The 26,079-nt window shown below is 72.2% G+C and carries 20 protein-coding genes and 1 pseudogene; 14 read left to right on the top strand and 7 right to left on the bottom strand.

What is annotated here, in order from left to right; translation table 11 throughout:
* Window positions 1-76: 76 nt before the first annotated feature.
* The 4 genes and pseudogenes from ACFVXG_RS26260 to ACFVXG_RS26245 form a co-directional block, all read right to left on the bottom strand.
* Window positions 77-724: pseudogene (locus ACFVXG_RS26260) on the bottom strand (SDR family oxidoreductase); the annotation flags it as partial.
* An 18-nt stretch (window positions 725-742) separates the two neighbouring features.
* Window positions 743-1,996 (bottom strand): RNA-guided endonuclease InsQ/TnpB family protein, encoded by a 1,254-nt coding sequence (locus ACFVXG_RS26255; protein ID WP_387930875.1) that lies wholly within the window; start codon window positions 1,994-1,996, stop codon window positions 743-745.
* 253 nt (window positions 1,997-2,249) lie between these two features.
* Window positions 2,250-3,545 carry a glycoside hydrolase family 6 protein gene (locus ACFVXG_RS26250; protein ID WP_387930874.1) on the bottom strand — a complete coding sequence of 432 codons (1,296 nt, stop codon included), beginning with the start codon at window positions 3,543-3,545 and terminating at the stop codon, window positions 2,250-2,252.
* A gap of 112 nt (window positions 3,546-3,657) precedes the next feature.
* Complete coding sequence (locus tag ACFVXG_RS26245) at window positions 3,658-4,629, bottom strand: glycoside hydrolase family 6 protein (RefSeq protein WP_387930873.1); 972 nt, start codon at window positions 4,627-4,629, stop codon at window positions 3,658-3,660.
* 306 nt (window positions 4,630-4,935) lie between these two features.
* On the opposite strand from ACFVXG_RS26245, the gene ACFVXG_RS26240 reads away from it, so the two are divergent.
* The 7 genes from ACFVXG_RS26240 (at window position 4,936) to ACFVXG_RS26210 (ending at window position 14,862) form a co-directional block, all read left to right on the top strand.
* A complete protein-coding gene (locus ACFVXG_RS26240) occupies window positions 4,936-5,961 on the top strand; it encodes a LacI family DNA-binding transcriptional regulator (protein ID WP_387930872.1) in 1,026 nt (341 codons plus the stop codon).
* 293 nt (window positions 5,962-6,254) lie between these two features.
* Window positions 6,255-7,556 carry an extracellular solute-binding protein gene (locus tag ACFVXG_RS26235; protein ID WP_387930871.1) on the top strand — a complete coding sequence of 434 codons (1,302 nt, stop codon included), beginning with the start codon at window positions 6,255-6,257 and terminating at the stop codon, window positions 7,554-7,556.
* A gap of 170 nt (window positions 7,557-7,726) precedes the next feature.
* Window positions 7,727-8,728, top strand: coding sequence for a carbohydrate ABC transporter permease (locus ACFVXG_RS26230; RefSeq protein ID WP_387930870.1), 1,002 nt, complete (start codon window positions 7,727-7,729; stop codon window positions 8,726-8,728).
* Window positions 8,729-8,745: 17 nt separating this feature from the next.
* A complete protein-coding gene (locus tag ACFVXG_RS26225; protein ID WP_387930869.1) occupies window positions 8,746-9,708 on the top strand; it encodes a carbohydrate ABC transporter permease in 963 nt (320 codons plus the stop codon).
* Between the two features lie 55 nt (window positions 9,709-9,763).
* Window positions 9,764-11,212 (top strand): GH1 family beta-glucosidase, encoded by a 1,449-nt coding sequence (locus ACFVXG_RS26220; protein WP_387930868.1) that lies wholly within the window; start codon window positions 9,764-9,766, stop codon window positions 11,210-11,212.
* 189 nt (window positions 11,213-11,401) lie between these two features.
* The gene (locus ACFVXG_RS26215; protein ID WP_387930867.1) at window positions 11,402-12,322 is read left to right on the top strand and encodes an NADP-dependent oxidoreductase; all 921 of its coding nucleotides are present in this window, start codon (window positions 11,402-11,404) and stop codon (window positions 12,320-12,322) included.
* 110 nt (window positions 12,323-12,432) lie between these two features.
* Window positions 12,433-14,862, top strand: coding sequence for a SpoIIE family protein phosphatase (locus tag ACFVXG_RS26210; RefSeq protein WP_387930866.1), 2,430 nt, complete (start codon window positions 12,433-12,435; stop codon window positions 14,860-14,862).
* 75 nt (window positions 14,863-14,937) lie between these two features.
* On the opposite strand, the gene ACFVXG_RS26205 is transcribed toward ACFVXG_RS26210, so the two are convergent.
* From ACFVXG_RS26205 to ACFVXG_RS26195, 3 genes are all read right to left on the bottom strand, one after another.
* Complete coding sequence (locus tag ACFVXG_RS26205) at window positions 14,938-15,969, bottom strand: ABC transporter permease (protein ID WP_387930865.1); 1,032 nt, start codon at window positions 15,967-15,969, stop codon at window positions 14,938-14,940.
* Window positions 15,966-17,525: a sugar ABC transporter ATP-binding protein gene (locus ACFVXG_RS26200; RefSeq protein WP_387930864.1), complete on the bottom strand. Its 1,560-nt coding sequence runs from the start codon at window positions 17,523-17,525 to the stop codon at window positions 15,966-15,968. The genes ACFVXG_RS26205 and ACFVXG_RS26200 overlap by 4 nt, the downstream gene beginning before the upstream one ends.
* An 80-nt stretch (window positions 17,526-17,605) precedes the next feature.
* Window positions 17,606-18,655 carry a sugar ABC transporter substrate-binding protein gene (locus ACFVXG_RS26195; protein ID WP_387930863.1) on the bottom strand — a complete coding sequence of 350 codons (1,050 nt, stop codon included), beginning with the start codon at window positions 18,653-18,655 and terminating at the stop codon, window positions 17,606-17,608.
* A 341-nt stretch (window positions 18,656-18,996) separates the two neighbouring features.
* Here ACFVXG_RS26195 and ACFVXG_RS26190 point away from each other — a divergent pair, with 341 nt between their 5' ends.
* Genes ACFVXG_RS26190 through ACFVXG_RS26160 form a run of 7 tightly spaced genes read left to right on the top strand, consistent with a single transcriptional unit; the run spans window position 18,997 to window position 25,839 of the window.
* On the top strand, window positions 18,997-19,848 hold the full coding sequence (locus ACFVXG_RS26190; protein WP_387930862.1) for a fumarylacetoacetate hydrolase family protein: 852 nt from the start codon (window positions 18,997-18,999) through the stop codon (window positions 19,846-19,848).
* 11 nt (window positions 19,849-19,859) lie between these two features.
* Window positions 19,860-21,209: an L-fuconate dehydratase gene (locus ACFVXG_RS26185; protein WP_387930861.1), complete on the top strand. Its 1,350-nt coding sequence runs from the start codon at window positions 19,860-19,862 to the stop codon at window positions 21,207-21,209.
* Window positions 21,206-21,970: an SDR family NAD(P)-dependent oxidoreductase gene (locus ACFVXG_RS26180; RefSeq protein WP_387930860.1), complete on the top strand. Its 765-nt coding sequence runs from the start codon at window positions 21,206-21,208 to the stop codon at window positions 21,968-21,970. Before ACFVXG_RS26185 ends, ACFVXG_RS26180 begins: the two co-directional genes overlap by 4 nt.
* Window positions 21,967-22,965: an aldo/keto reductase gene (locus tag ACFVXG_RS26175; protein WP_387930859.1), complete on the top strand. Its 999-nt coding sequence runs from the start codon at window positions 21,967-21,969 to the stop codon at window positions 22,963-22,965. Before ACFVXG_RS26180 ends, ACFVXG_RS26175 begins: the two co-directional genes overlap by 4 nt.
* Window positions 22,965-23,702: a (Fe-S)-binding protein gene (locus tag ACFVXG_RS26170; RefSeq protein WP_387930858.1), complete on the top strand. Its 738-nt coding sequence runs from the start codon at window positions 22,965-22,967 to the stop codon at window positions 23,700-23,702. Before ACFVXG_RS26175 ends, ACFVXG_RS26170 begins: the two co-directional genes overlap by 1 nt.
* Window positions 23,702-25,180: a LutB/LldF family L-lactate oxidation iron-sulfur protein gene (locus ACFVXG_RS26165; RefSeq protein ID WP_387930857.1), complete on the top strand. Its 1,479-nt coding sequence runs from the start codon at window positions 23,702-23,704 to the stop codon at window positions 25,178-25,180. The genes ACFVXG_RS26170 and ACFVXG_RS26165 overlap by 1 nt, the downstream gene beginning before the upstream one ends.
* Entirely contained in the window at window positions 25,177-25,839 is a 663-nt protein-coding gene (locus tag ACFVXG_RS26160) for a lactate utilization protein C (protein WP_387930856.1), read from the top strand. Before ACFVXG_RS26165 ends, ACFVXG_RS26160 begins: the two co-directional genes overlap by 4 nt.
* Window positions 25,840-26,079 lie beyond the last annotated feature (240 nt).

The raw sequence follows: 26,079 nt of genomic DNA, 5'->3' as shown, positions 1-26,079 counted from the left end.
GATTCTGTTAGCGTTAACAGACTGTTCTCCCTGAGTCCGGCGGCATCCGTGACCACCGGTCGGTCGCCCCGCCCCGCTACCCGAGGCCGCCGTTGCTCTGGAGGAGCTGGCCGTTGATCCAACCGCCCTCTGCGGAGCAGAGGAACGAGACCAGGTTCGCGCAGTCCTGCGGCACGCCGAGTCGGCCCAGCGGTGTGTAGCGGGTCATGTCCGCCTTCTGCTCCTCCGTCATCCACCCGGTGTCGGTCGGCCCGGGGTTGATGGCGTTGCAGGTCACCCCCAGGTGGGCGAGCTCGCGGGCGGCGGCCAACGTGATCCGGTCCAGCGCCCCCTTGCTCGCCCCGTAGGGCAGGTTGCCGGCGGTGTGGTCGCTCGTCAGGCTGACGATCCGCCCGCTGCCGTGCTCCCCGCGGAACCGCAGCCCGTACTCCCGGATCAGCAGCCAGCTCGCCCGCGCGTTGACCGCGAAGTGCAGGTCGAAGCTCTCCACCGTGGTGTCCAGCAAGCCGGAGGCGACCGACTCGCAGTGGCAGAGCACCAGCGCGGTGACGTCGCCCAGCTCCCGCTCGACGCTCTCGAAGAGCCGGGCCGGCACCGCCGGATCGCTCAGGTCCGCCTCGACCGCATGGGTGGCCGCCCCGAGGGACTCCGCCCGCTTCCGCAGCTCTTCGGGCGCCCCCGGGTCCGCGCCCCACTCCATCCGACCGTCGTACGGAGTCCAGTAGTTGACATCCTCTCCGCCCTAAAGGACGGAGACTCCTCCCGCGCCTGCGGCACGGAAGCCCGTGGACCGCTGGTCGCCGAGGCGGGTTCCCCGTTCAACGGGCCGTGCCCGGTGTGGGATCGCCACGCCAGGTCTCACCGGCCCTCCAGGGGCGTTTAGCCTGTCCGCCTGCCCGGCGGCCAGGATGTTGCGAGCAGCATTGAGATCACGGTCATGCAGAGCACCGCACGCAGAACAGGCCCACTCGCGGACCGCGAGCGGCTTGGGTCCGTCGCGGTGTCCGCACTCCGAGCACAGCTGGGAGGACGGGAACGCGCGGTGGACGATGCCGACATGGCGTCCGTACCGGGCTGCCTTTTCTTCGAGGAGTCGCCGGAAGGTGGACCATCCGGCGTCGTGGACGGACTTGGCCAGGCGTCCCCGTGCGAGGCCGCGCACGTTCAGGTCCTCCAGGTACACCGCTTGGGTTTCGCGAATGATCCTGTTGGTCTGCTTGTGCAGCCAGTCCCTGCGGGCATCGGCCACCTTGGCATGCGCCTTGGCAACCTTGCGGCGGGCCTTGGCACGGTTTTTCGATCCCTTGGCCTTGCGCGCGAGTTCCCGCTGTACGGCCTTGAGCTTCTTCTCGGCCTTGCGGAGGAAGCGGGGGTTGTCGATCACGCTGCCGTCGGAGAGGACGGCGTAGGTGGTCAGCCCGAGGTCGATACCGACCTCGGCATCGACCTCCGGCAGGTGACTCGGCTCTACGTCCACGACGAAACTCGCGTGGTACCGCCCGGCCGCATCCAGCACGACCGTCACCGACGACGGATCAGCAGGCAGCGCCCGCGACCACTTCACCCGCACATCACCGATCTTCGCCAGGTTCAGCTTCCCGTTGGAACGGATGCGGAACCCGTTACGGGTGAACCGCAACGACTGCCGGGCATCACGCTTCGACTTGAACCGAGGCAAGCCAACCGGCCGACCGGCGCGCTTACCGGACACCGATTCGAAGAAGTTCCGGTACGCCGTGTCCAGATCCCGCAAGGACTGAATCAGCGGATCCACTCCGACCGAGGCAAGCCACGCCCGCTCGGCGGTCCTCTTCGCCGCCGTGATGACCCGCTTCTGCAAATCGGTGCTCTTGGGATAGGGCAAGCCGCCCTTGCGGGCTTCCTTCCGCGCCGCCAAGGCGTCGTTGTGCACCACCCGCGCACACCCGAACGTCCGGGCCAGCAAAGCACGCTGACCTGCCGTCGGATAGACGCGAAATGAGTACCGAAGATGCATCAGACCAACCTACCGACAGGCACTGACATTGATGCTGATACTCAGGTTCCGGTGGTCGTGGCACGGGCACTGACTGACGCCCCTGCTGGGCCGTCCGGCCCACGGCACCGGGTTTTCCGGTGCCGTGGGCCGACGGCGAGCACGGCTGTCACAGCGGGCATGGCTGTCACGGCTGTCACGGCGGGAGGTGAAGCCGCCCCCCGGCGGCTTCACCTCCCCCCGGTGGGCCGACGGCGGCCCGGCCCGGCCCGGCTCAGTCCCAGCCGTTGAAGGTCAGCGCCGGCTCGGCGTTCCGCACCAGGCCGAGGGCCTGCTCGGGCCACCAGGCGCCGGCCGCCGGATCGACGGCACCGTACTCCGGGTCCGCCGTTCCGCCGGGGATGCCGCGGTTGCACTCCCCGTCGGACTGGCCGACGGTCTTGATCCACAGGTAGGCGTCCGCGAGCGGGGTGCCGGTGTCGGCCGTGGGCCGGTTGCCGATGCCGCGTCCGGGCGGGTTGCACCAGATCTGCGGGTCCCCGGTGTACTTGCCCGCCGGGGGCGTCCAAGCACCCCGCCCGTTGCGGCTGGTGTCGACGGCGAAGTGGGTGAGCCCCTCCGCCGGCTGGGTGCCGACGTTCTGCTGGAACCACTGGTCGGTCCAGTGCCAGGTGGTGGGATCGTCCACGTTGACGGCGTTGCCCGGACCGCCGTCGTTGGGGGCGGCCGGGGAGTAGTACTGGCCGGCACACGACTCGGCGTGTCCGCGGGCGGTCGCCGGGCCCTTGGTGGCGTACCAGAGGCAGTTCGACACCCAGGTGCCGTAACGGTCGGACTGGTCGGTGGGGAAGAAGTTGGAGACGTTCAGGGAGAAGCCCTGGGCGCGGTCGACCCCCGCGTCCAGCAGGCGCTGCGCCATGGCGCCCACGCTCTGCCAGTGGCTGTTCCCCGCGTCCAGGTAGACCGTCGTGTTGGGCTGCTTCTCCAGGACGTCGATCGCGTAGCGGAGATCGGCGATGCGTCCCGCGGTGAGGGCTCCCGTCGGGTCGGTGCTCGGGGAGCAGTCGCGGGGCAGGTTGGCCAGGGCGTCGGGTTCGAGGACGATCACCGCCCGGTCGCGCCCGATGCCCCGGGCCAGCCCGGCGATCCAGGCCTGGTAGTCCGCGTCCGACTGGGCGCCGCCGCTCGAGTACTGGGAGCAGTCCCGCCCGGGGACGTTGTAGGCGACCAGGACCGGGACGGCCCCGGTCCGGGCCGCGCTGCGGACCAGGGCGCGGGTCTGGCGCTCCACCTCGGCCGGTGTCCCGTCGGAGAACCAGTGGGCTCCGGGCCAACTGGCCAGCTTCGCCATGGTGGTGGCGCCGTCGAGGTCGCCTCGCAGCAGGTCGGTGACGGCCTGCCGAGGGGCGTCGCGGTCCGGTTCCACGTAGAAGCGGGTGTCGGCCGGCAGCTTGTGGCCGGTGCCGTGACGGCTCTGGGTCTGCGCCTGAGCCTGAGCCGGAACGGCGAGCCCGATCAGCAGCGCGGCGATGCCGACGGGGATCAGCGAACGGGGGATGCGTGGTCGCACAGGACGGTCCTCTGGTCGGTTTCTCGGGTCGGTGGCCGTGGGTCCGCGGCCGTGAGTCGGTGGCCGTGGGCCCGCGGCCGGGGGTCGTCGGCCGCGGACCGGTGGCCGTGGATCAGTAGCCGTGGATCAGGTTGAAGGCGACCTGCGGCAGGAACTGCCCGGCCGACGATCCGCCGCCGGTGCCGCAGTTGCCGTCGGACTCGCCGGGCGCCTTGATCCACAGCAGCATCTCGGCGCCGCCGCCGTACTGCGTGGGCGTGCCGATCCGGCGCCCCGCCGCGTTGCACCAGTTGCCGTCGGAGCCGTTGCCGTTGCGGCTGGTGTCGATGACGAACGGCTTGGTGAACCCGTACGACGACCCCAGCGCCGCGTTGACGGCGTTGCCGTACGCCGAGTTCTGCCCGGTGTCGATGTAGTTGGACACGTTCAGGGAGAACCCGTGCGCTCCGGCGACCCCGGCCTCGGCCAGGTGCTGGGCCATGGTCGCGGCGCTCATCCAGGCGGGGTTGCCGGCGTCCAGGTAGAGCCGGGTGTTCGGGGCCTTGGCGTTGAACTGCGCGATGGCGTTGCGCAGCATCCCGTTGCGTTCGGCGATCTGCCCGGAGCTCATGCAGCTCTCGTCGCCGAGCGAGTCGGGTTCGAGGACGACCACCGCCGGCCGGTTGCCGATGCCGCCGGCGAAGGCGGCGATCCAGCTGGCGTAGTCGGCGGCGGAGCCCGCGCCGCCGCCGGACTGGCCGGCGCAGATGTCCCGGTCGGGGATGTTGTACGCGACCAGGATCGGCAGCTTGCTGTTGGCGGCGGCGGCGCCGACGTAGGCGCCGGTCGCCGTCCCGATGGTGCCGCTCCAGTTGCCGAACCAGCGTGCCGTCGGCACCGAGGCGATGGACGAGCGGATGTCGGCGGCGCGGCCGTCGCCGGGGTTGGCGTTGAGCCACTGCTGCGCGCTGGAGTCGGGGTCCACGTAGAAGCCGCCGGTCAGGGCGGGCGCGGCCGCGTGGGCGGCCCCGGGCTGGACCGCGACCAGCAGGGCGGTCAGTGCGGGTGCCATGAGCAGGGAGAGCGTGCGAAGGGGGCGACGCATGGTGCTTCCTCCACGGGGTGGGGGTGGGGTGGGGGATGGAAGCGCTTCCAGTTGCCTGGATGATTGGGCCGATTCGAACCCGCTGTCAAGGCTTCTGCGACAAGCTCCGCAGAACCCCCCTCTCCGCTGGGAGGGAAGCCGGACTCACCGCTGTTCGGGCGGAACCGGGCCGACTGGGCCTAGAGTTGTGGAAGCGCTTCCGATGAGCGGAGGTGAAAGCGTTGGCCGGTCACCCCGGTGGCACGGGATGCCCGTGGCACCGCGGTCCGGGGAACGCCGTCGGCTACAGGAGGTTCGACGATCGCGATGGAGACGTCCCCACGACGCCAGCCGACCCTGGACGAGGTCGCCGCCCGGGCCGGTGTCTCACGCACCGCGGCGTCCCGCGTCATCAACAACGTGCCGCACGTCAGCGCGGCCAAGCGGGCCGCGGTGGAGCGGGCGGTCCGCGAACTCGGCTACGTGCCCAACCCCACCGCACGGGCACTGGCGACCAGGCGGGCCGGCTCGGTCGTGCTGGCGGTGTCCAGCGACGAGCCCGGCCTGTTCGCCGACCCGTTCTTCGCCGAGGTGACGGTGGGCGTCAGCTCCTTCCTCGACCAGACGGACCTGGAGCTGGTCCTGCTGCTGGCCAACACGCCCCGCGGCAAGGAGCGCCTGCGGCGCATCCTGAGCTCCCAACGGGCCGACGGCGTGATGCTGATGGCGGTGCGCGGCGACGACCCGCTGGGCCGACTGGCCGAGCAGACGGACCTGCCCGTGGTCTTCGGCGGCCTCCCCCTGACCGGCACGCCCCGGTGGTACGTGGACCCGGACAACCGGGGCGGCGCGCGCCTGGCCGTGGAGCATCTGGTCCGCGGCGGACGCCGGAGCATCGCGATGATCACCGGACAGGTCGACCTCCAGGCCGCCGTCGCCCGTGAACAGGGCTTCCGCGAGGCGCTGGTGCTGACCGGCCTGCCCCACGCCGGCATCGTCCCGGGCGACTTCACCCAGTCCGGCGGCGAGACCGCGATGGAGCGGCTGCTCGCCGACCGCCCGGGTCTGGACGCGGTGTTCACGGCCAACGACAACATGGCGCTGGGAGCACTGCGCGCCCTGCGCAGGAACGGCCGACGCGTCCCCGAGGACGTCGCCGTCGTCGGCTTCGACGACCTCGCCGGCGCCCTGTACGCCGACCCGCCGCTGACCACCGTTCACCAGCCGGTGCGCGCGCTCGGGCTGGAGCTGGCCCGGATGCTCGTGGCGGTCGTCGAGGGCCAGGACCCGAGTCCGCTCGTCCTGCCCACCCGCCTGACGATCCGGGAGTCCGCACCCCTGACGTCCGGCTGACCTCACCCTGCAGGGCGGGAGATAACTGGAAGCGCTTCCAAGCCCTTGACAGCTCCCGTTCGAGATAGCAGGGTTTGTGAACTGGAAGCGCTTCCACCATCTCGGAGCACTCCGGGGCTTGCTGCCGGACCTCATCCGCCGGGCCCCTCGCGTACCCCGCCCTTCGCACCTGTCGTTGTGATCGCTCACAATGCGCTCCCGACCCGCCGGGAGCGCACCGCACTCCCCCACGCTTCGCCCACCCGCGCGTCCCACCCCGCGCACATCCCGCCACCGCTCCCTGGAGTTCCCGCATGTTCCTGCGCAGTCGTTCCCGCAGAGCCGCCGCCGTCGTGTCGGCCGCCGTCGTCACCGCGACCCTGGCCACCGGATGCTCCTCGGGAGGGGCCGGCTCGGACGACCCGAACGCGAATATCACGCTCACCGTCGGCGACTTCGGCACCTTCGGTTACAAGGAGTCCGGGCTCTTCGACGAGTACATGAAGGCGCACCCGAACATCACCATCAAGGAGAACACCACCACCCAGGAAGGCGACTACTGGACCGCGCTGCAGACCCGGCTGTCGGGCGGCGGGCTCGACGACATCCAGGCCCTGGAGGTGAGCCGGATCGCCCTGGCCACCTCCGACCAACTCAGCGGCGCCTTCACCGACATGGCGCACGTCCAGGGCGTCGAGCAGGACGCCTACCTGCCCTGGAAGTGGAAGCAGGCGACCACCGCCCAGGGCAGGACCGTCGGCCTCGGCACGGACGTCGGCCCGATGGCGATCTGCTACCGCCAGGACCTCTTCCAGGCCGCAGGCCTGCCCTCGGACCCCGCCGCGGTCAGCGCCCTGTGGGCGGGCGACTGGGCGAAGTACGTCGAAGTCGGCCGCCAGTACCAGGCCAAGGCCCCCAAGGGCACCTCCTTCATGGACACCGCCACCGGCCTCTACAACGGCGTGGTCTCCTCCAACACCGAGCAGTACTACAAGAACGGCAAGATGAACTACCAGGACTCCGCGGGTGTGAAGAGCGGCTGGAAGCTCGCCTCCGACGCGGTCCAGGCCGGGATCACCCAGGGGCTCAAGGAGTTCGACACCCCCTGGCAGACGGCCTTCTCCAACTCCACCTTCGCCACCACCGTCTGCCCGTCCTGGCAGCAGGCCAACATCGAGAAGTTCTCCGGCCCCGCCAACGCCGGCAAGTGGAACATCGCCCAGGCGCCCACCGCCGGCAACTGGGGCGGCTCGTTCCTGGCCGTGCCCGCCTCCGGCAAGCACGTCGCCCAGGCCCAGGCGCTGGCCGTCTGGCTCACCGCCCCCGAGCAGCAGGCGAAGGTCTTCCAGAAGGTCGGCACCATCCCGGCCAACCAGAAGGCGTACGCGCTCCCGGGCGTCACGGACTACCAGAACCCCTACATCGGCCCGAACGCCCCCACCGGGCAGATCTTCTCCACCGCGGCCAAGGCGATCCAGCCCGCCGAGACCGGTCCGCACCACGGTGACCTGCACGGGGCGTTCAGCAACGGCGTGCTGCTGATGGAGCAGAACCACATGAGCCCCGAAGCGGCCTGGGCCGACACCGTCAAGCAGATCACGAGCACCGTCCAGTAACCGCGGGCCGGACCGGACGGACCGTGCGCGGCAGCCACGTCCCCGCGCACGGTCCGCCCGACGCACGGTCCACCCGGCGTCCCACCGCCGAGCGCGACCGCCGAGACCGAACCCTTTCCAGAACGACCCGACGGCCACGCCCGGCCGCCGGCCCGGCACGGAGGAACCCTGTGGCCACCTCGACCCGCACCCGCCGAAGCGATCCGGCCGACCCGCCCGGCGCCGGCCCGCCGGAGCGCACCGGAACGCCGACGGGATGGCGCAGCCGGCTGCACCGCTGGGACCACCTCGGCTCGCCCTACCTGTTCGTCTCGCCGTTCTTCCTGGTGTTCGCGGTCTTCGGGCTCTTCCCGCTGCTCTACACCGGCTGGCTCTCGCTGCACCAGGTCAGCCTCTTCAACGTGGACCAGGCGGACTGGGTCGGTCTCCAGAACTACCGCGACCTGCTGTTCGGGCCGCCGAGCGACCTCTTCTGGCACGCCCTGCGCAACACCGCGACCCTCGGGGTGTTGTCCACCGTCCCGCAGCTGCTGATCGCGCTCGGGCTCGCCCACCTGCTCAACTACCGCCTCCCGGCCCGCGGTTTCCTCCGTACCGCACTGCTCGCGCCGTACGCGACCTCGGTGGCGGCCGCCACGCTCGTCTTCGCGCTGATCTTCAGCCCCGAGGCCGGCATGGCCAACTGGCTGCTCGGCCTGGTGGGCGTCGGCCCGGTCCACTGGGAGTCCGGCACCTGGAGCTCGCAGTTCGCCGTCTCCGTGATCGTCATCTGGCGCTGGACCGGCTACAACGCGCTGATCTACCTCGCCGCGATGCAGGCCATCCCGCGCGACCTGTACGAGGCGGCCGCGATCGACGGCGCCAACCGCTGGCAGCAGTTCCGCAACGTCACGATCCCCGAACTGCGGCCCACCATCCTGTTCACCGTCGTCGTCTCGTTCATCGGAGCGACCCAACTCTTCGGCGAGCCCTTCCTGTTCGGCGGTCAGAGCGGCCACCAGGGCGGCACCCGGCACCAGTACGAGACCCTCGGCATCCTCATGTACGACCAGGGATTCCGCTACAGCATGCTCGGCCGCGCCTCCGCCATCGCCTGGCTGATGTTCGCGCTGCTCCTGCTGGTCGGCCTGGCCAACACGCTGATCGCCCGCCGCCTGCGTTCCGCCAAGTGACCGGGAAGGACGACGACATGACCACCATCCCCGCCCCCGACTCCCCCGCCGCCCCGGCGGCACGCCCGGTCCGCGGCCCCGCCGGGCGGACCGGCACCGGGCAGACCGGCACCGGGCGGCGACGCCCACTGCGCTCCCCGGGCGCGGGCGACCAGCACCGGGCCGGGCCGCTCGCCCTGACGACGCTGGTCCTGGTCGCCCTGGCCTCGCTGTTCCCGCTGTACTGGACCCTCGTCGCGGCGTCGACCGACGGCCACCGGGTGGTCGCCACTCCCCCGCCGCTGCTGCCCGGCCCGAACCTGTTCCACAACCTCGGCTACGTGTGGGACAACGCCGGGGCGCAAGGCATGGGCGTCGCCCTGCTCAACTCGACCCTGGTCGCCGGCACCGTCGCGCTCAGCACGGTGGCGTTCTCCGTCCTGGCCGGCTTCGCGTTCGCCAAGCTGCGCTTCCGCGGCCGCGGCGCGCTGCTCGCCCTCGTCGTCGCCACCATGGCCGTGCCCGCCCAGGTCAGCGTGGTACCGCTGTTCATCCTGATGCGGCACCTGGGGCTCGGCAACCAGCTCGGCGCCCTCATCCTGCCCACCCTGGTGACGGCCTTCGGCGTCTTCTTCATGCGCCAGTACCTCACCCAGGCACTGCCCACCGAACTGCTGGAGGCGGCCAGGATCGACGGCGCCAACTCGCTGCGCGTCGTCTGGCACGTCGTGCTGCCGATCGCCCGTCCCGCCATGGCCGTGCTGGGCATGCTCACCTTCGTCCAATCGTGGAACGACTTCCTGTGGCCCGTCATCGCGATGAACGGCGCCGTCAACCCCACCGTCCAGGTCGCCCTCGCCGGGCTCGGCACCGGCTGGTCGACCGACTGGTCCGTCATCACCGCCGGCGCGCTGATCGGCACGGCGCCGCTGCTCCTGGTCTTCACGGTCTTCGGCCGGCAGATCGTCGGCGGCATCACCCAGGGCGCGCTGAAGGGGTGACCCGCCGTCAGGCCGCCACCCGATGTCCACCACACCGCATTGGAGTACTTCCGTCATGACCGTGGTCTCACCCGACAACCGCCGTACCCGACGTGGGTTCCCGCCGGGCTTCGCCTGGGGGACGGCCACCGCCGCCTACCAGATCGAGGGCGCCGTCACCGAGGGCGGCCGCACCCCCTCGATCTGGGACACGTTCAGCCACACCCCCGGAAAAGTCGCCAACGGCGACACCGGGGACATCGCGCTCGACCACTACCGGCGTTTCCGCGAGGACGTCCGGCTGATGGCCGACCTCGGCCTCACCTCCTACCGGTTCTCGATCTCCTGGCCCCGGGTCCAGCCCACCGGCCGCGGTCCCGCGGCCGAGCGCGGCCTGGACTTCTACCGAGAGCTGGTCGACGAGCTGCTCGCCCACGGCATCACCCCGGTCGCCACGCTCTACCACTGGGACCTCCCCCAGGAACTCGAGACCCCGCCGATCGGCGGCTCCGCCGCGGGCGGCTGGCCGTCCCGCGACACCGCCTACCGCTTCGCCGACTACGCAGGGCTCGCCGCCGAGGCCCTCGGCGACCGGGTGTCCACCTGGACCACCCTCAACGAGCCCTGGTGCAGCGCCTTCCTCGGCTACGGCGCCGGCGTGCACGCCCCCGGCCGCACCGACCCGGCCGACGCGCTGCGCGCCGCCCACCACCTCAACCTCGGCCACGGCCTGGCCGTCGGCGCCCTGCGCGCCGCCCTGCCCGCCGCCGCCCAGCTGGCCGTCTCGCTCAACCTGCACGTCGTGCGGCCACTGAGCGAGCGCCCGGAGGACCTGGAGGCGGTCCGCCGGATCGACGCCGTGGGCAACCGGATCTGGACCGGCCCGATGCTCAAGGGCCGGTACGACGAGGACCTCCTCCAGGACACCGCGCACCTGGTCGACTGGGACGCCCTGGTCCACGAGGGCGACCTCGCCGAGATCTCCCGCCCGATCGACCTGCTCGGCCTCAACTACTACAACCCGACCGTCGTCTCCGCCTCGGCCCCCGGCCAGGCGCTCCCCCGGGACGACGGGCACGGCGGCGGCACGGCCTCGCCCTGGCCGGGCGCCGAGGACGTCGCCTTCCACCGGGCCAACGACGACCTCACCGCCATGGACTGGCCGATCGACCCGACCGGGCTGTCCGACTGCCTGCTCGCGATGCACCGCGAATTCGGCCTGCCACTGCTGGTCTCGGAGAACGGCGCCGCCTTCCACGACACCGTCGCCCCCGACGGCAGCGTCCACGACCCCGAGCGCACCGCCTACCTCCGCGGCCACCTCGACGCCGTCGCCGACGCCATCGCCGCCGGCGCGGACGTCCGCGGCTACTACCTCTGGTCCCTCCTCGACAACTTCGAGTGGGCGTACGGCTACGACAAGCGCTTCGGGATCGTCCACGTCGACTACGACACCCTGGTCCGGACCCCGAAGAGCAGCGCCCACTGGTACGCAGGGGTGATCCGTCGCGGCGGACTGGACTGACGGCGCACGGAGGCCGGGGCCCGGCGCACCCACGGGTGTGCCGGGCCCCGCACCGGCCCGACAACGGCACCCCTCCGACGGCCGTGCGGGCGTGCCGGGCGCGCGCTCCCGGCTTAGCGTGGCCGACGGCGCCCGCCCGCCCCCGGGGCGGTGCGCGAGGCCGCATCCCGGATCCATGGAGGTCGATTCATGCGCGCGGTGACCTATGACTCGTACGCCCCGGACAACTCCCGACTCAAGTACGGCGAGGTACCCGAACCGAAGGTCGGCCCCGGCCAAGTGCTGATCCAGGTCAAGGCGGCCTCCGTCAACCCGGTCGACTGGAAGGTCATGGCGGGCGGCCTGGACGCCATGATGGACACCGTCTTCCCCGCCATCCCGGGCTGGGACGTCGCCGGGGTGGTCACCCGCACCGGCCCCGACACGCCCGAGTTCGCCCCGGGGGACGAGGTGATGGCCTACGCCCGCAAGGACGTGGTGCAGGCCGGCACCTTCGCCGAGTACGTCGCGGTGGCCGCACCCGCGGTGGCCCGCAAGCCCGCCGGGCTCGACTGGGCCCAGGCCGCCGGGCTGCCGCTGGCTGGACTCACCGCCCAGCGCAGCCTGGAGCGGCTCGCGGTCGGCCCTGACGACGTGCTCCTGGTGCACGGCGCCGCCGGCGGCGTGGGCAGCCTCGCGGTGCAGCTCGGCCGCGACCTCGGGGCCCGGGTGATCGGCACGGCCTCGGAGCGCAACCACGCGTATCTCCGCAAGCTGGGCGCCGAACCGGTGACGTACGGCGACGGCCTGACCGAGCGGGTGCGCGCGCTGGCGCCCGACGGCGTCTCGACCGTCGCGGACTTCGTCGGCGGCCAGCTGGAGACGACGCTGGCCGTGCTCGCCGACGGCGGGCGGCACATCTCCGTCGCCGACCCGGGAGTGACGCAGCACGGCGGCCACTGGATCTGGGTCCGCCCGGACGGTGCAAAGCTGGCCGAGCTCGCGGCCGTGGTGGAGCGCGGCGCGCTGACCGTCGAGGTCGCCGGGACGTTCCCGCTGGAGCAGACCGCCGAGGCCTTCGACGCCAGCCGTACCGGCCGTACCCGCGGGAAGCTGGTCATCGTGCCGTGATCCCCGCCCGTCCTCCGGCCGAGGGCGCGGCTCGGACAAGCCCGACCTAGGCTGGAGCCCGGCGCCGGAACCACCGTCCGGCGTGCACGGCTGCCCGGACGGAGGCGCGCGTGGAGACGAGCGGCGTACAGGACGCACCCACCGCCGTTGTCATGGTCGACCCGGACGGCGTGGTGAGCGGCTGGAGCGAGGGCGGCCTGCTGTTGCTGGGCTGGACGGCGGAGGAGACCGTCGGCCGTCCCGTGACCGACCTCCTGGTCGATCCCCCGCCCGCCCTCCCCGGAAGTGACACCCTCGGAGGTGGCGACGCCCCGTCCACGTTGGTCACGCTGCGCCACCGGGACGGTTCCACGGTGGACGCCGTGGTGACGGCCCACGCCCTGCGCGGCGCCGCTGACCGTGCCCTGGGCCGGGTGGTGACCGTCCAGCGCTGGGACCGCCGCCCCGTGATCGCCGACCGGGCCTTCGAGCAGTCCCCCTTCGCCCTCGGCGTCTACGACCCCGACCTGCGGTTCCTGTGGGTGAACACCGCCGCGTGCCGGGTGATCGCGCACACCGAGGAGCAGATCCGCGGTGAGAAGTACCGCGAGTTGTTCCCCGAGCTGCAGGGTGTCCCGTACACCGACAAGCTCTCCGAGGTGGCCAGGACGGGCGTGCCCGCGCGGCTCATCACCATCTTCAAGCCGCTGGGCAGCGCCTACGCGAACGCCTGGGCCACCAGCATCTGGCCGGTCCGGGACGCCGAGGGCACCGTGCGCGCGGTCGCCAACTGGGGCTTCGACATGAGCGCCGAGTACTGGGCCCGCCAGCGCCTGCTCATCCTCAACGAGGCGACCCGGGGCATCGGCCGGACCCTGGACGTGATCAGCACCGCCCGGGAACTTGCCGAGACCCCGGTGCCGGGCTTCGCCGACCTCGTCACCGTCGACCTCTTCGCCGAGGTGCTGCGCGGGGAGGAGCCGCCCGCCTCCGCCGCGGTCGCCGCCGGCGGCACCATCACGCTCGCCCGCGCCGCCCAGCACAGCGCGAAGGAGGACCCCGACGAGCCCCCCGGACCGGCGGCGCCGGTCGGCTACGCCCCCCATTCCGTCGTCGCCCGCTGCATGACCACCGGCAGGTCCGTGGTGCAGCTCGCCGCCGAACCCAGCCAGGGCGGCGAATGGGCCTTCGGCCCCGGGCTGGCCGCCGATCCCGCCCACTGGCCGCCGGGCACCCCGCTGATCGACCGGTCCCTCGCCGCGAGGGGCCTGACCGGCAAGATCACCGTGCCGCTGCTGGCCCGCGGCGCCGTGCTCGGCGCCGTCGGGTTCGCCCGCCGCGACCGGCCCGAGGCCTTCACCGCCGACGACCTGATCCTCGCCGAGGAGCTGGCGGCCAAGGCCGCCGTCGCCATCGACAACGCCCGCCGGTACACCCGCGAGCACACCCTCGCGCTGACCCTGCAGCGCAGTCTGCTGCCGCAGCGGCTGCCCGAGCACGGGGCCATCGAGGTGGCCTCGGGCTATCTGCCCGCCGGGGCCGGCGCGGGTGTGGGCGGTGACTGGTTCGACGTCATCGCGCTGTCCGGCGCCCGGGTCGCCCTGGTCGTCGGCGACGTCGTCGGCCACGGCGTGCACGCCTCGGCCAGCATGGGCCGGCTCCGTACGGCGGTCCGCACCCTGGCCGACGTGGACCTGCCGCCGGACGAGCTGCTCACCCACCTGGACGACCTGGTCCTCCACCTCCCCGACGACACCCGGCCCGACGGCGGCCACGAGCCGACCGGGGAGACCGGTGCCACCTGCCTGTACGCCGTGTACGACCCGGTCTCCCGCTGCTGCGCCCTGGCGAGCGCGGGCCATCCACTGCCGCTGATCGTCTCCCCGGACGGCACCGGCACCCCGGTCGAGGCGCAGCCGGGGCCGCCGCTCGGGGTCGGCGGGCTGCCGTTCGAGGCGATCGAGGTCGAGCTGCCCGAGGGCAGTCTGCTGGCCCTCTACACCGACGGCCTGGTGGAGAACCGCGAGCGCGCCGCCGGGCAGGGAGCCGCCGACCTGCTCCGGGTCCTGAGCGAACCGGCCGAGTCGCTGGAGGCACTCTGCGACACGGCGATGAAGGCCATGCTGCCCGACCACCGCACCGACGACGCGGCCCTGCTGCTCGCCCGCACCCGGGCGCTGGACCCGGACCACGTGGCCGACTGGGACATCGAGCCCGACTTCGCGCAGGTGGCGCACGCCAGGCGGTTGGTCGCCGACCGACTGGCCGTCTGGGGCCTGGAGGAGACGGCGTTCGTCACCGAACTGGTCGTCAGCGAGCTCGTCACCAACGCGATCAAGTACGGCCGGCCGCCCATCCGGCTACGGCTGATCCGGAACACCTCGCTGATCTGCGAGGTCTCCGACGGCAGCGACACCTCCCCGCACCTGCGCCGGGCTCGCACCTTCGACGAGGGAGGCCGCGGCCTGATGCTCGTCGCCCAGCTCACCCAGGGCTGGGGCACCCGGCACAGCACCAACGGCAAGACGATCTGGTGCGCCCAGACCATCGAACTGCCGTAGGGCCCGTCCTCGCGCTCCCGCCTGTGGGAGTGCGAGGACGGGCCCTGGGGAGCATCCGCCGGTCGCGCCGCCGCGCTACTCCTGCTTCTCGCCGGAGGCGTAGCGGGAGATGATCAGCGCGATGATGATGATCGCGCCGTTGAGGAACTGGTTCCACAGGGGCGGTACTCCGGCGAGGGTCATGACGTTGACGACGAGCTGGAGGGTGAGGACGCCGGTGAGGGCACCGAAGAGGGTGCCGCGGCCGCCGTTGAGGCTGACGCCGCCGATGACGGTGGCGGCGAAGACCTGGAAGATCCAGCCGTTGCCCTGGTCGGCGGAGATCGAGCCGTAGTGGCCGGTGTAGAGGATGCCGGCGAAGGCGGCGAGCAGGCCGCCGAGGATGAGGACGGCCCAGACGATCCGGTCGACGCGGATGCCCGCCGCGCGGGCGGCCTCGGCGTTGCCGCCGATCGCGTAGAGGGCGCGGCCGTGCCGCAGCCAGGCGAGGGCGCTGCCGCCGGCGAGGAAGAGCAGGGCGCAGATCCAGATCGCGGCCGGGGCGCCGAGCCAGCTCGCGCTGCCGAGGTAGCGGAAGGAGTCGGGCACGTTGACGATGGACTGGCCCTGGGAGACGGCGACCTGGAGGCCGCGCAGCAGGGTGAGCCCGCCGAGGGTGACGATGAAGCCGTTGAGGCGCAGCTTGAGGATGAGGAAGCCGTTGATCGCGCCGATGAGGGCGCCGACCAGCAGGCACAGCGGAATGGCCGTCCACTCGGGGAACAGTCCGAGGCCGTTGAAGCGAGCGCCGTGGTCGGGCAGGACGAGCCAGACGGCGATCACCGGGGCGACGCCGATGGTGGATTCCAGCGAGAGGTCCATCCGCCCGGCGATCAGGATCAGCGCCTCGGCGAGGACCAGCAGGCTCAGCTCCGTGGCCTGCTGGCCGACGCCGAGGAGGTTGTCGGAGGTGAGGAAGGCGGGCGAGACGATGAAGCCGATGACGCCCAGCACGAGCAGCACCGGGACGAGCGACAGATCGCGGTAGTGGGCGAGGTCGAAGCGGCGGCCGGCGGGGGCGGCAGCCGCCGTGCCGGGGAGTTCGGGGGCCTCGGTGGTGGGGGTCATGATGTTCCTTCGGGGTCGGTCGGGCCGGTCATGCCCTCCATGGCCGCGACCAGTTGTTCGTCGCTCCAGCCGGATTCGAACTCGGCGACGACGCGGCCGTGGAACATGGCCAGCACCCGATCGCAGACCCGTAGGTCGTCGAGCTCGTCGGAGACGATCAGGGCGGTCCTGCCGTCGTCGGCGACCTTGCGGATGGTGCCGAGCAGGGATTCCTTGGACTTGATGTCGACGCCGTTGGTCGGGCGGATGGCGACCAGGACGTGCGGCCGGGTGGCGAGGGCGCGGGCGATGACGACCTTCTGCTGGTTGCCGCCGGACAGCGCGGACACCGGGGTGGCCGGTCCGGGGGTCTTGATGTCGAGGTCGTCGATCATGCGCTGGGCGAAGACGCGGGTGCGCGAGGGCAGGACGGTGCCGTACGGGCCCAGCTGGTCGGTGACGGTGAGGGTGGCGTTCTCCGCGACGCTGCGCTGCGGTACCAGGCCCTGGACGTGCCGGTCCTCGGGGACGAAGCCGATGCCGGCGGCGAGCGCGGCGGGCACCTTGCCGGTGCGCACCGGGCGCCCGGCGACACTGACCCCTCCGGTCTGCGGGCGGTGCAGTCCGGCGAGGGTCTCGCCGAGCTGCACGTTGCCGCTGGCGGCGGCGCCGGCCAGGCCGACCACCTCGCCGGGCCGGGCGGTCAGGTCGACCTCGACGTAGCGGCCGGCCAGGCTCAGACCGGTGACGTCGAGCAGCGGCTCACCCTCCCGGAGCGCCCGACCGGTCGCCGACCAGCTGGGCTCGGTGCCGCGGGAGGTCTCGCCGGTCATCGCCTCCACCAGGGCCTGCTGGTCGAGGTCGGCGACCGGGGCGGTGACGATGTGCCGGGCGTCCCGGTAGACCGTGACGGTGGTGCAGAGCTCGTAGACCTCCTGGAGGTGGTGCGAGATGAACAGGAAGGCCACGCCCTGGCGTTGCAGCTGGTGCAGTTTGTCGAAGAGCCGGCCGATGCCGCGGGCGTCGAGCTTGGCGGTGGGCTCGTCCAGGATGATGAACCGGGCACCGAAGGACAGGGCCCGGGCGATCTCCACGAACTGGCGCTGCTCGACGGTGAGGTCCTCGGCGCGGGCCCTCGGGTCGACGTCCACGCCGTACTCGGCGAGCAGCTCGCTCGCGCGCGAGCGCAGGCGCTTCCAGCCGATCGGGCGCAGCGCGGCCGCGCCGTGCCGGTCCGGGCTGTGCCTGTTCAGGAAGAGGTTCTCGGCGACGGTCAGCGCGGGGATCACGGTGGAGCGCTGGTAGACGCAGGCAGCCTTGGAGCGCCAGGCGTCGGTGTCGCCGGGGGCGGGGGCGGGTTCGCCGTCGAACCGCAGGGTGCCGGTGTCGGGGTTCTGCAGTCCGGTGAGGATCGAGACGAGGGTGGACTTGCCCGCTCCGTTGCGGCCGACGAGGGCGTGCGCCTCGCCGGGTGCGACGGAGATGCGGGCGTCGCTGAGCGCGACGGTGGCGCCGAAGCGCTTGCTGATCCCGTCGGCCTCGACGACGGGGCCCCGGGCGGGGCTGGGGTCCGCCATGGCGGAGTGTCCTCTCCATGGGCCCCGTGGGCGGGCGGCCTCGGCCACGGGCCGGCCGGCCCGCTCACGGGGGGCTCTGGTCAATTGCCGACGTTGTTGCCCCAGAGGGACTTGTCGTCGACGTTGTCCTTGGTCACCAGCGGCGCGGGGAGCTGGTCCTCCAGGCCGTTGGGCAGGGAGATGATGGTGGACTCGTGGTCGGTGGCGCCGGGTTGGAAGGTCTTGCCCTCGGTGGCGGCCTGCGCGTAGAACAGCGCGTACTTGGCGTAGAGGTCGGCGGGCTGGGAGACGGTGGCGTCGATGTCGCCCTTGCGGATGGCGTCGAACTCCTGCGGGATGCCGTCGTTGGAGACGATGGCGATGTGCCCGGGCTCGCCGGCCGGCTTGAGCAGGCCCTTCTGCTGGAGCAGGGCGAGGGTCGGCTGGAGGAAGGCGCCGCCGGCCTGCAGGTAGATGCCGCCGAGGTCGGCGTTGGCGGCCAGCGTGGACTGGAGCTTCGCGGAGGCGACGTCCCCCTTCCAGTCGGTGGCGAGCTCGATCACCTGGATGTCGGGGAACTTCTCCTTCATGCAGGCGGCGAAGGCCTCGGAGCGGTCGCGGCCGTTGATGGAGCTCAGCGCGCCCTGGAGTTCGGCGACCTTGCCCTTGCCGCCGAGCTGCTTCCCGAGGAACTCGCAGGCCTTGGTGCCGTACGCCTTGTTGTCGGCGCGGACCACCATGTAGACGTTGCCCTTGTCGGGCCGGGTGTCGACGCTGACGACCGGGATCTTCTTCGCGGCCAGCTGGTCGAGGGCGGAGGCGATCGCGCCGGTGTCCTGCGGGGCCATGACGACGGCCTTGGCGCCGGTGTTCTGGAAGACCTGGACGTTGGCGGCCAGCTTGGTCACGTCGTTCTGCGAGTTGCTGACCGGCAGGGTGTTCAGCCCCTGGGAGGAGCTGTCCTGCTTGACGTACTGCGCGTAGGAGTTCCAGAAGTCGGAATCGGCGCGGGGCAGGTCGATGCCGATCGCCGCCTTGCCGCCGGCGGATCCGGCCGTCGAGTCGCTACCGCGGTTGCAGGCCGTGGCGAACCCCGCCAGGACGACCACGGTGGCGGCCGTGGCCGCGATTCTGGAGGAGTGGAGCTTCATTGCTGGTCTCCTTGGCTGGGAAGGCCGGCGCCCGTACGGGGCGGAGTGGGAGGCGGATCACAGAGAAAGCGACCGGGCATCCGGGAGAAGACATCGGATGGCTTGTGGTGCCGAGGACTCTACGAGCCGGGCATGCGACTGACAAGAGGAATGCTCGGACGATTCCGAACCGTGATTCACACCCGCCGAGGTGGCCTGGCCGCCGCCCCGGCCACCTCCTCGACCTGCACGGTCGAGCGGTTCGACGGGTAAACATCGGAGGAATCCTTGCGGCGTCCGAGGAGTCCTCGTATGGTCAGGGCACCACGGATTCATCCGATGTGTTGATAGGAGCCACCCCCATGAAGCTGCTGCGACTCGGCGACCCCGGAACGGAGACGCCCGCCGTCCTCGGCGACAACGGCGTGACCTTCACCCTCGCGGGCCTGACCGATGACATCGACGGTTCCTTCCTCGCCTCCGGCGGGATCGACCGGGTCCGGGCCGCCCTGGCCGGGGGGTCGCTGCCCGCCGTGGACCCGACGGGTCTGCGGGTCGGGGCGCCCGTCGCCCGCCCGGGCAAGGTGGTCTGCATCGGCCTCAACTACCGCGACCACGCGGAGGAGACCGGCGCGGCCGTCCCCGAGCGGCCGGTGGTCTTCATGAAGGACCCGTCCACCGTCGTCGGCCCCTTCGACTCCGTACTGATCCCGCGCGGCTCGGCGAAGACCGACTGGGAGGTGGAACTCGCCGTCGTCATCGGCCGGGAGGCCCGCTACCTCGCCGACCCGGCGGACGCCGCCGAGTGCGTCGCGGGGTACGCGATCAGCAACGACGTCTCCGAGCGGGAGTTCCAGCTGGAGTTCTCCGCCCAGTGGGACATCGGCAAGTCCTGCGAGACCTTCAACCCGCTCGGTCCCTGGCTGGTCACCCCGGACGAGGTCGGCGACCCGCAGGACCTGGGGCTGCGACTGACCGTCAACGGCGAGCCGCGCCAGGACGGCGGCACCAAGAACATGATCTTCGACGTCGGCTACCTGGTCTGGTACCTGAGCCAGTACCTGGTGCTGCGCCCCGGCGACGTCATCAACACCGGCACCCCGGCCGGCGTGGCCCTGGGCCTGCCCGGCAACCCGTACCTGCGCGCGGGCGACACCGTCGAGCTGTCCATCGACGGCCTCGGCACCCAGCGCCAGACCTTCCGCAACGCGTGAAAGGCTTCCCCGTGTCCGCAACCACAGCGCTGATCACCGCCGTCGACACCTATGACGTCCGCTTCCCCACCTCGCGGGAGCTGGACGGGTCCGACGCGATGAACCCGGACCCCGACTACTCGGCCGCCTACGTCGTCCTGCGGACCTCCGACGGCGGCCACGAGGGCCACGGCTTCACCTTCACCATCGGACGCGGCAACGACGTCCAGGTGGCCGCCATCGAGGCACTCCGCCCGCACGTCGTCGGACGCCCGGTCGCCGAGCTGTGCGCCGACCCCGGCTCGCTCTACCACGACCTGATCGGCGACAGCCAACTGCGCTGGCTGGGCCCGGAGAAGGGCGTGATGCACATGGCCATCGGGGCCGTCGTCAACGCCGTCTGGGACCTCGCCGCCAAGCAGGAGGGCAAGCCGCTCTGGCAGCTGCTCGCCGACGCCGACCCCGAGTGGCTGGTCTCCCAGATCGACTTCCGCTACATCGCCGACGCCCTCTCCCCGGAGGAGGCGCTGGAGCTGCTGCGCCGCGGCAAGCAGGGCACGGACGAGCGCGCCGCCACGCTGCTCCAGCAGGGCTACCCCGCCTACACCACCTCCCCCGGCTGGCTGGGCTACGACGACGAGAAGCTCACCCGCCTCGCCCTCGCGGCCGTCTCGGACGGCTTCCGCCAGATCAAGCTCAAGGTGGGCGCCGACCTGGAGGACGACATCCGCCGCTGCCGGGCCGCCCGCGCCGCCGTCGGGCCGGACATCCGGATGGCCATCGACGCCAACCAGCGCTGGAACGTGGCCGAAGCCGTCGAATGGACCAAGGCGCTCGCGGAGTTCGACCCGTACTGGATCGAGGAGCCCACCAGCCCCGACGACATCCTGGGGCACGCGACGATCCGGCGGCAGGTCAACCCGGTGAAAGTCGCCACCGGCGAGCACGTGCAGAACCGCATCGTCTTCAAGCAGCTGCTCCAGGCCGGCGCCATCGACGTCCTCCAGCTGGACTCGGCGCGGGTCGGCGGCGTCAACGAGAACCTCGCCATCCTGCTGCTCGCCGCCAAGTTCGGCGTCCCCGTCTGCCCGCACGCCGGCGGCGTGGGCCTGTGCGAGCTCGTCCAGCACCTGTCCATGTTCGACTTCGTCGCCCTCACCGGCACCACCGAGGACCGCGTCATCGAGTTCGTCGACCACCTCCACGAGCACTTCCTCGATCCGGTGGTGATCACCGACGGGCACTACCGGGCCCCCACCCTGCCGGGCTTCTCGGCGGCCATGCACCAGAGCTCGCTGGACACCTACCTTTATCCCCACGGCTCCTTCTGGGCCGCGGAACCGGCACAGCAGGAATCGGTAGAGCAGGAGGCGACCGCATGACGGCCCCGGAACTCGACGGACTCACCGCGGTCGTCACCGGCGGCGCCTCCGGGATAGGCCTGGCCACCGCCACCCTGCTCGCCGCGCGCGGCGCGCGGGTGGCCGTCCTGGACCTCGACCCCTCGGCGGTGAAGAAGCCGCTGCTCGGCTTCACCGCCGACGTCTCCGACGACGCCTCGGTCTCCGGTGCGGTCGAAGCGGCGGCCCGGGCGCTCGGCGGGATCGACATCCTGGTCAACAACGCGGGCATCGGCGCGATCGGGACCGTCGCCGACAACCCGGACGAGCAGTGGCTGCGCGTCCTCGACGTCAACCTGGTCGGCCTCGTCCGGACCACCCGGGCGGCCCTGCCACACCTGCGCCGCTCCGCCCGGGCCTCGGTGGTCAACCTGGGCTCGATCTGCGTCACCACCGGTCTGCCGCAACGCGCGCTGTACGCGGCGAGCAAGGGCGCCGTGCACTCGCTCACCCTGTCCATGGCCGCCGACCACGTCCGCGAGGGCATCCGGGTCAACTGCGTCAGCCCCGGCACCGTGGACACCCCGTGGGTCGGCCGGCTGCTGGACGCCGCCGACGACCCGGCCGCCGAACGCGCCGCGCTGAACGCCCGTCAGCCGCACGGCCGCATGGTCACCCCCCAGGAGGTGGCCGCCGCCATCGCCTACCTGGCCTCCCCGGCCGCCGGCAGCACCACCGGCATGACCCTCCAGGTCGACGGCGGGATGGCCAACCTGCGACTGCGGACGGAGGCCGGATCATGACCGCGCGCCGCCGTCCCCTGGGCCACAGCAAGGTGGAGGTCGGTGAACTCGCCTTCGGCGCGGCGGGCATCGGCAACCTGTTCACCCCGGTGACCGACGCCGAGGCCGAAGCGGCCGTCGCCGCCGCCTGGGAATCGGGCGTGCGGTACTTCGACACCGCCCCGCACTACGGCCTGGGCCTGTCCGAGCGCCGGCTCGGACAGGCCCTGCGCGGCCGCCCCAGGGAGGAGTACGTCCTCTCCACCAAGGTCGGCCGGCTGCTGCGCCCGGCCCCCGAGCCCGGCGGCGACGACCTCGCCGACGGCTTCGCCGTGCCCGCCACCCACCACCGGGTCTGGGACTTCAGCGCCGTGGGCGTCCGACGCTCGATCGAGGACAGCCTGGAACGGCTGGGCCTCGACCGGATCGACGTCGTCTACCTCCACGACCCCGACGACCACGCGGAGCAGGCGCTCACCGAGGCGTACCCGGCGCTGGCCCGGCTGCGCGCCGAAGGTCTGGTCGGCGCGATCGGCGTCGGGATGAACCAGGCGGAACTGCTCGCCCACTTCATCCGGGAGACGGACCTCGACACCGTCCTGCTGGCCGGCCGCTACAGCCTGCTCGACCAACGCGGACTGACCGAACTGCTGCCGCTGGCCGCCGAACGCGGCGTGGGTGTCGTCATCGGCGGCGTCTTCAACTCCGGTCTGCTCGCCGACCCCCGCCCCGGCGCCACCTTCGACTACGCCGCCGCGTCCGAGGAGGTGCTCACCCGCGCCCTCGACCTCAAGGCCGTCTGCGAGGAGCACGGCGTGCCGCTGCGCGCCGCGGCGCTGCGCTTCCCGTTCGGCCACCCGGCCGTGGCGAGCGTCCTGGTCGGCACCCGCAACGCCGCCGAGGTGCGGGACGCCGCTACCATGCTCCGGCACCGCGTGCCGGACGAGCTGTGGGCGGATCTGAAGGAGCGCGGGCTGCTGCCGCCGGACGTCCCGACCCCGCAGGAGGCGCACTGATGCGCATCGCGCTGTTCATCACCTGCTTCAACGACACCATGTTCCCCGAGACCGGCCGCGCCGTACTGGCCGTCCTCGAACGGCTCGGCCACACCGTGGAGTTCCCGCAGGAGCAGACCTGCTGCGGGCAGATGCACATCAACACCGGCTACCGCACGGACGCCGTCCCGCTGATGGCCCGGTTCACCCGCACCTTCGCCGACTACGACGCGGTGGTCACCCCCTCGGCGTCCTGCGCCGGGCTGGTCCGGGAGCACCACCCCGTGCTCGCCGAGCAGTACAGCCCCCCGGCGCTGCGCCGGCAGGTCGCCGAACTGGCGCCCCGGGTGTACGAGTTCACCGAGTTCCTGACCGACGTGCTGGGCGTCGAGGACGTCGGCGCCCGCTTCCCGCACCGCGTCACCTACCACCCCACCTGCCACTCGCTGCGCGGACTGCGGCTCGGCGACCGCCCACAGCGGCTGCTGCGCGCGGTGGAGGGCCTCGACCTGGTCGAGCTCCCGGCCGCCGACTCCTGCTGCGGCTTCGGCGGCACCTTCGCCGTCAAGAACGCCGCGACCTCCGGCGCGATGCTCGCCGACAAGGTCGGGGCGGTGCGGGGGACCAAGGCCGAGGTGCTGTGCACGGTCGACAACTCCTGTCTGATGCACATCGGCGGCGGGCTGTCCCGGCAGGCCGCCGGGGTGCGGACCATGCACCTGGCCGAGATCCTGGCCTCGACCGACGGAGCCGCGTGATGAGCGGTCACAGCGATCGGGGCGTCGTCTGGCTGGGTTCGCCCGCGTTCCCCGAGGCGGCGCGCGCGGCGCTCGACGACGACCAGCTGCGCGCCAACCTCAAGCGCGCCACCGGCACCATCCGGGACAAGCGGATCGCCGTCGCCTCGGAGCTGGACGATTGGGAGCAGCTGCGAGCGGCCGCGGAGGCGATCAAGAAGCGCACCGCCCGCCACCTCGACCGCTACCTCGTGCGGTTGGAGGAGTCGGTCACCGCGGCCGGCGGGACGGTGCACTGGGCCGCCGACGCGGCCGAGGCCAACCGGATCGTCACCGAACTGGTGCGGGCCACCGGCGAGTCGGAAGTGGTCAAGGTCAAGTCGATGGCCACCCAGGAGATCGGGCTCAACGAGCACCTGGCCGAGGCGGGGATCACCGCGTACGAGACCGACCTCGCCGAGCTCATCGTCCAGCTCGGCGACGACCGCCCCTCGCACATCCTGGTCCCCGCCATCCACAAGAACCGCAGCGAGGTCCGGGAGCTGTTCGCCGAGCGGATGGGCGAGTGGGGGCAGCCGGCCCCCGAGGGGCTGACCGACGACCCCGCCGCACTCGCCGAGGCGGCCCGCCGGCACCTGCGGGAGAAGTTCCTGCGCGCCAAGGTCGCCGTCTCCGGTGCCAACTTCGCGGTCGCCGACACCGGCACCGTCGTCGTGGTGGAGTCGGAGGGCAACGGCCGGATGTGCCTCACCCTGCCCGAGACCCTGATCACTGTGATGGGCATCGAGAAGGTCGTCCCCACCTGGGCGGACCTGGAGGTGTTCCTCCAGCTGCTGCCGCGCTCCTCCACCGGCGAGCGGATGAACCCGTACACCTCCACCTGGAGCGGCACCACGGAGGCCGACGGCCCCTCGGAGTTCCACCTCGTCCTGCTCGACAACGGGCGCACGGACACCCTGGCCGACACCGTCGGCCGGCAGGCCCTGGCTTGCATCCGCTGCTCCGCCTGCCTCAACGTCTGCCCGGTCTTCGAACGGACGGGCGGGCACGCCTACGGCTCGGTCTACCCCGGGCCGATCGGCGCCGTGCTCACCCCGCAACTCGTCGGTGTGCGCAGTGACATAAAAAGCAGTGCGGCCTCGCTTCCGTTCGCCTCCACCCTGTGCGGGGCCTGCTACGACGCCTGTCCGGTGAAGATCGACATCCCGAAGCTGCTGGTGCACCTGCGGGCCGAGGTCGTCGAGGCCAAGCGCGGAGCCGGCGGCCTGCCCACCGGCGAGGCGCTGGCGATGAAGGCGGCCGCCACCGTGCTCGGCTCCCCCGCGCTGCTGGGCGCCGCTCAGAAGGCGGCCTCGCTCGGCGGCCGGGCGCTGGCCCGCAACGGCCGGATCGGCCGGCTGCCCGGCCCGTTCAGCGGCTGGTCCGCCGAGCGGGACACCCCGGCGCCGCCCGCCGAGTCCTTCCGCGCCTGGTGGCGCAAGAACCGGGAGGGAAAGTGACGAACACCCGAGAGGCCGTCCTCGGCCGCATCCGCGCCGCGCTCGCCGACGTCCCCGCCGACGAGGGCCCGCAGGACGTGCCCGTCCCGCGCGACTACCGGCGCGGTCACACCACCGACGGCGAGGACCTGGTGGCCCTGTTCGCCGAGCGGGTCGCCGACTACCGCGCCACCGTCGTCCGGACCGACCCGGCCGGGCTGCCGGAGGCGATCGCCGCCGCCCTCACCGCGCGCGGCGCGGTGCGCCTGGCGGTGCCCGACGGCTTCCCGGACGACCACCTGCCGTCCGGGGACTGGGAGTGGCACCGGGAGCCCCTGGACGTCCCCGCACTGGACGCCCTCGACGGCGCCGTCACGCTGGCCGCCGTCGGCATCGCCGTCACCGGCACCGTCGTCCTGGACACCGGGCCGGGCCAGGGCCGGCGCGCCCTGACCCTCGTCCCCGACTACCACCTGTGCGTCGTGCGCGCCGAGCAGATCGTCGACGACGTCCCCGGGGCGCTCACCCGCCTCGACCCGCGCCGGCCGCTGACCTTCATCTCCGGTCCGTCGGCGACCAGCGACATCGAACTCACCCGGGTCGAGGGCGTGCACGGGCCCCGGACCCTGGTCGTGATCATCGTCGACACCGCCCACCCGGAGCCTCCGGAGCAGCCATGAGTGCGGGGACTACGCCCGGCTGCTCGCCGCCTTGGAGGGCCTCCCGGTGAACATCGCCCGGCAGGCGCGGATGGCCGAACTCCTCGATGTCGTCCACGACTACGCGGCGGACGGTGCCGCGGCCGGGCTGCCCGCGGTGTGGGAGCTGTGGCCGTTCCGGCTGCCCGGCCCGGCCCCGATGTCCTGGACACCGGGGCCGGGCCGGACGGAACCTTTATGCTGCGAAGATCAGATGACCAG

It is taken from the genome of Kitasatospora sp. NPDC058162 (assembly GCF_042884005.1).
Lineage (GTDB): Bacteria > Actinomycetota > Actinomycetes > Streptomycetales > Streptomycetaceae > Kitasatospora.
This window is presented reverse-complemented; position numbering and strand designations above follow the sequence as displayed.

What these genes read in the sequence shown, in the direction of transcription:
- ACFVXG_RS26220 (WP_387930868.1), top strand. Translation starts at nt 9,764, where the DNA reads ATGACCGTGGTCTCACCCGACAACCGCCGTACCCGACGTGGGTTCCCG.
- ACFVXG_RS26205 (WP_387930865.1), bottom strand. Translation starts at nt 15,969, where the DNA reads ATGACCCCCACCACCGAGGCCCCCGAACTCCCCGGCACGGCGGCTGCC.
- ACFVXG_RS26190 (WP_387930862.1), top strand. Translation starts at nt 18,997, where the DNA reads ATGAAGCTGCTGCGACTCGGCGACCCCGGAACGGAGACGCCCGCCGTC.
- ACFVXG_RS26245 (WP_387930873.1), bottom strand. Translation starts at nt 4,629, where the DNA reads ATGCGTCGCCCCCTTCGCACGCTCTCCCTGCTCATGGCACCCGCACTG.
- ACFVXG_RS26240 (WP_387930872.1), top strand. Translation starts at nt 4,936, where the DNA reads ATGGAGACGTCCCCACGACGCCAGCCGACCCTGGACGAGGTCGCCGCC.
- ACFVXG_RS26215 (WP_387930867.1), top strand. Translation starts at nt 11,402, where the DNA reads ATGCGCGCGGTGACCTATGACTCGTACGCCCCGGACAACTCCCGACTC.
- ACFVXG_RS26175 (WP_387930859.1), top strand. Translation starts at nt 21,967, where the DNA reads ATGACCGCGCGCCGCCGTCCCCTGGGCCACAGCAAGGTGGAGGTCGGT.
- ACFVXG_RS26170 (WP_387930858.1), top strand. Translation starts at nt 22,965, where the DNA reads ATGCGCATCGCGCTGTTCATCACCTGCTTCAACGACACCATGTTCCCC.
- ACFVXG_RS26225 (WP_387930869.1), top strand. Translation starts at nt 8,746, where the DNA reads ATGACCACCATCCCCGCCCCCGACTCCCCCGCCGCCCCGGCGGCACGC.
- ACFVXG_RS26255 (WP_387930875.1), bottom strand. Translation starts at nt 1,996, where the DNA reads ATGCATCTTCGGTACTCATTTCGCGTCTATCCGACGGCAGGTCAGCGT.
- ACFVXG_RS26195 (WP_387930863.1), bottom strand. Translation starts at nt 18,655, where the DNA reads ATGAAGCTCCACTCCTCCAGAATCGCGGCCACGGCCGCCACCGTGGTC.
- ACFVXG_RS26165 (WP_387930857.1), top strand. Translation starts at nt 23,702, where the DNA reads ATGAGCGGTCACAGCGATCGGGGCGTCGTCTGGCTGGGTTCGCCCGCG.
- ACFVXG_RS26200 (WP_387930864.1), bottom strand. Translation starts at nt 17,525, where the DNA reads ATGGCGGACCCCAGCCCCGCCCGGGGCCCCGTCGTCGAGGCCGACGGG.
- ACFVXG_RS26180 (WP_387930860.1), top strand. Translation starts at nt 21,206, where the DNA reads ATGACGGCCCCGGAACTCGACGGACTCACCGCGGTCGTCACCGGCGGC.
- ACFVXG_RS26235 (WP_387930871.1), top strand. Translation starts at nt 6,255, where the DNA reads ATGTTCCTGCGCAGTCGTTCCCGCAGAGCCGCCGCCGTCGTGTCGGCC.